Here is a 3,913-nt window from a genome sequence, read left to right as displayed (position 1 = left end):
GTCCTGCGTATCGGCTCTGATAGGCCGCCTCCCACAAATCACTTTGATAACGGTGGCTAGCTCTATCATATCCTTCAAAGGTTTCTATCAGTTCTTTGGTGCGATATTTCTCTTTTCCATTGTCTTCTAGCTGGTACAAGAGTTCTCGCTCTCTTTTCTTCAACTCATCCAACTTGCTCATGCATGACTCCTAAAACCATTGGCAGCTGCTTCATCTATCGCCTCAAAATCACTCGCTACAGAGTGAAGTCGTTCGGAAGTTAGGGTGATAGCAGCTGTAATCTGACTAGCTAGATTTTGATCCTTTGTCAGACATTGATGGGCCTTGTTATTCCCTTGAAGGGTCGTTAGGTCATCTTGACTAGCCGCAGCGATCGCTGTTAACGATTGGCAAGCATTTTTAAGCTGGGTCGCATATGTTTGCGCAAGATTTAGATCACTTTTTACTGTTGACATGACTGTTTTATCCTTTTTCTCATTCCCTAGTGATAGGTTTACTTCATTTAGCTATGTAGGCCTATTATACCATGTTTTGAATACAAACCCTAATTTATACTATATTTAGATAATAGAATAATCTTATAGTAAAAAAGCTACCCAATTTAGAGTAGCTTCATTATCAAGATATGCTTAATTGAACACGGCCTAAGTAAATTGATAAAACAAAAAAGCCCTCTGAAATCAGAGAGCTGATTTGAGCTCGGGCTAAAATCCTAGTGAAAAAGATGAAACTCCTTGTGTTCATCGAACACTGTGTCGTTTCCCTATTTTCATACGGTTTTTTAACGCCCTTAGCATCCTGTTTCTTGCTGAATAAAACGTTTATAGACTAGGCGACAAGCCGAAGATTGTACTGATGGTACATCGAGGCGAAGGCAACAAAGTATAGAAACGTTTTAGACGCAAGATTAACGACGAAGTCCTAGAGAGTTGATCAACTCACGGTAACGGTTAACGTCGTTCTTACGCAAGTATGCAAGCAAGTTACGACGGCGACCGATTTTCTTCATCAATCCACGGTAAGTAGCGTGGTCTTTTTTGTGTTGTTTGATGTGTTCGTTGAGGTGGTTGATTTCCCAAGTAAGGACAGCAACTTGAACCTCTACTGAACCTGTATCACCTTCGTGACGTGCGTATTGTGCGATGATTTCATTTTTTTTCTCTTTTGAGATTGCCATGATGTTTCTCCTTTTTATTTGGCTTCATCCGAGTGACAGGTTGGCATGCCTGCAACCAAGAAGAAGTTATTTGTCTTTACGACAGTTCTTATTCTACCAAGAAGCAGGGACTTTGTCAACTGATTTACTGTTTAAAACCGTGACTTACTCTACTGATTTCAAGGCTTCGAGCATATCTACTTTTCTTAAGTGGTGATTGACAAAGACGCCCAGTAAAGCCAAAATCACAGTCACTGCTACGATTGGAAGAGCATAGACTTCCCAGCTGACTTGTGGATAAAAAAGTATGGTGGCTGGTGAAATCATTTGAATCAAAAATTGGTGTAAATGGTGGCCAGCTACCAAACCGAGAGCAATCCCCACAAGGGACAGCACCATAGTCTCGCGGTAGATATAGAGGGTCACTTCTTTATTATGGAAACCGAGAACCTTAATAGTGGAAAGTTCACGAATACGTTCTGCCACATTGATGTTAGTGAGATTGTAGAGGATGACAATGGCTAGTAAAACGGAAACAAGGACAAGGATGGCCATGGTTTTATTGAGCGAACTAGCCACGGATTCAAAGAGATGGATAGCCGTTGTATTTTGGACTACCCCAGAAATAGCTGCTTTTTCCATAAAGCTAGCCGCTTCTTTCTCCGTATTGGAAGGTGTTGGATCTTTTAATTTTACTAGGTAGGTATTGTCTTGCGGGCTGGTGCCGTAGACTTGTTCGTATGTCGCTCGGTTGAGATAAACAAAGTGTCCAACATAGTTTTCAGAAATAGCCACGATCTTGATTTCCTTCCCATCAAGCTCCAGCTTGTCTCCAACCGTAACACCCGCTAGTTGAGCTAGTTTTTGACTCACGACCGCTCCAGCAGTGACCGACACCTCTTGCCCATTTTCCTCTAATGCAATAAAGAGCTTGAAGCTTTCTCTAACTGACTCTTGCCATTTTTAAGGTTGCTTTCAGCAGTTTGGAGCTGTTCTTTCCCCTCTTCCAGGCTCTTTTGCCCATTTGCTTTGATACCTGCCAATCTTTTTTGACCATTATCTGCTAGCAAATCTTGCAACTCTTCCTGATGTTGGGCTCGTTTGGTCTTATATTCTGATGAAAAAGCATCCAGATTTTTTAAATCGTCATAGCGCACACGCGCAATACTATAAACATCTGAGTCAAACTGACTGGGTAAAATTACTCCATAGCCAGCCAGGTTGCCATTTCCACTACTAGCACTTCCTAAATCTTTTTGAGAAAGCATCTCACCCGACTGAACAAATCCAGTAATTGTAAAAGTTTGGGATTTTAAGACGGACTTCCCTTCTTCTTTCTTAGTAAAGGTAATGGTCTGCCCAATCTGATAGCGGTCTTTCCAGAAGTCGGCTAGGTCAATTTCCTCATCAGCTTCTGGCAGTCGCCCTTCTGTCACTTGAAAGGTTGAAATGCTCTCTGATTTGGAATATTCCTCACCATTTTCAACGGTTAGGTCTGCCATATAGCCAAACTCAACACTTGCTCCTTGAAGGGTCTTTAGTTCGTCCTGATCTTCTTTGTCCAAGCCATAATCAGCTATCACTGCCAGATCCAAAGCATTGGCTTTACGGAGATAATCCTCAGCCGTACGTTCCATGTTGGGACTGGCTACTTTAAGACCTACTAGGGCTAAAGAACCCAGCATCATCAAGGTCAGGATAGAAACAAAGCGTCCCTTGGAAGCAATCACCGACTGGAGCAAGTCTTTTCGATATGTTTTTTCATGCTAATACTCCAATGTATCGATATCCTGCGGATGCTCATTGATTGTCATACTCTTAACCGTAGCATCGCGCATGTGAATCACCCGCTCTGCAATAGGAGCTAGCGCGCCATTGTGGGTCACGATAATCACCGTTGCTCCTTTTTGACTAGATATATCTTGGAGAATCTTCAAGACTTGCTTCCCCGTCTGGTAATCCAAGGCACCTGTCGGTTCATCACAAAGGAAGATTTTAGGATTTTTGGCTATAGCGCGTGCAATGGAGACTCGCTGTTGCTCCCCTCCAGAAAGCTGGGCTGGAAAGTTATTCAGGCGATGACCTAGCCCTACGTCTTTGAGTACTTGCTCGGGATCCAAGGCATCTGTCACGATTTCTGAAGCCAGTTCCACATTTTCCTTGGCTGTCAGATTGGAGACCAGATTGTAAAATTGAAAAACAAAGCCTACATCTTCACGACGATAGTTTGTTCGTTGGTGCGAACTATAGTTGGCAATATTGGCACCATCAATCCAAATCTCCCCCTCATCATTGGTATCCATACCTCCTAAAAGATTGAGAACGGTTGATTTTCCAGCACCTGAAGCGCCAAGTATGATAACCAGCTCCCCTTTTTCAATTTCAAAATTCACATCACGATTAGCCACAATCTCTGTATCCCCAACCTGGCAACGCTTGTAGCTGTGTTTCATTTCAATGTAAGCCGGCTCTATAATTTCTGTAGTGGGTAAAACCACCATAGGTCTTATGGAGCCTATTTTGCTGTAGAAAAAAAGTCCCATAAGACCTATAATGAAAAGTGACCAAACCATCATTAGAAAGAATCTTATGGAACAATTAAATTTTATCACAAACTTACTCGGAATTAAAGACAAGAACATCATAATCTTGGATTATCTGGATGCTGGAACACATAAAGAAATCATCGCTAAGCTAGATTATCCTGCTCCTAAACATAAAGAAATCATCGCTAAGCTAGATTATCCTGCTCCTAA

General features: G+C 42.1%; 4 protein-coding genes and 3 pseudogenes. 1 reads left to right on the top strand and 6 read right to left on the bottom strand.

What is annotated here, in order from left to right; genetic code table 11:
- From D8847_RS10265 to D8847_RS10245, 6 genes and pseudogenes are all read right to left on the bottom strand, one after another.
- Nucleotides 1–181 (bottom strand): annotated as a pseudogene (locus tag D8847_RS10265) (hypothetical protein); the annotation flags it as partial.
- On the bottom strand, nt 178–456 hold the full coding sequence (locus D8847_RS10260; protein ID WP_125841472.1) for a TIGR04197 family type VII secretion effector: 279 nt from the start codon (nt 454–456) through the stop codon (nt 178–180). The gene D8847_RS10260 and the pseudogene D8847_RS10265, both read right to left, overlap by 4 nt.
- Before the next feature lie 452 nt (nt 457–908).
- Nucleotides 909–1,178, bottom strand: a complete 270-nt coding sequence (gene rpsO, locus D8847_RS10255) for a 30S ribosomal protein S15 (protein ID WP_001018251.1) — start codon at nt 1,176–1,178, stop codon at nt 909–911.
- Nucleotides 1,179–1,322: 144 nt separating this feature from the next.
- Nucleotides 1,323–2,102: pseudogene (locus D8847_RS10910) on the bottom strand (ABC transporter permease); the annotation flags it as partial.
- The gene (locus D8847_RS10905) at nt 2,072–2,899 is read right to left on the bottom strand and encodes an ABC transporter permease (RefSeq protein ID WP_419991703.1); all 828 of its coding nucleotides are present in this window, start codon (nt 2,897–2,899) and stop codon (nt 2,072–2,074) included. The gene D8847_RS10905 and the pseudogene D8847_RS10910, both read right to left, overlap by 31 nt.
- 24 nt (nt 2,900–2,923) lie before the next feature.
- Complete coding sequence (locus D8847_RS10245; RefSeq protein WP_125841471.1) at nt 2,924–3,658, bottom strand: ABC transporter ATP-binding protein; 735 nt, start codon at nt 3,656–3,658, stop codon at nt 2,924–2,926.
- 88 nt (nt 3,659–3,746) lie between these two features.
- Between D8847_RS10245 and D8847_RS10240 the strand changes: the two are divergent.
- Nucleotides 3,747–3,913, top strand: a pseudogene (locus D8847_RS10240) (ISL3 family transposase); the annotation flags it as partial.

It is taken from the genome of Streptococcus mitis, assembly GCF_003942795.1.
GTDB classification, from domain to species: domain Bacteria; phylum Bacillota; class Bacilli; order Lactobacillales; family Streptococcaceae; genus Streptococcus; species Streptococcus mitis_BJ.
Note: the sequence above shows the minus strand (reverse complement) of the source record. Positions and strands in the feature narration are given on the sequence as shown.

Excerpts from the sequence above, each read along its gene's own strand:
- D8847_RS10260 (WP_125841472.1), bottom strand. The coding sequence starts at position 456 with ATGTCAACAGTAAAAAGTGATCTAAATCTTGCGCAAACATATGCGACC.
- D8847_RS10245 (WP_125841471.1), bottom strand. The coding sequence starts at position 3,658 with ATGGTGGTTTTACCCACTACAGAAATTATAGAGCCGGCTTACATTGAA.
- rpsO (WP_001018251.1), bottom strand. The coding sequence starts at position 1,178 with ATGGCAATCTCAAAAGAGAAAAAAAATGAAATCATCGCACAATACGCA.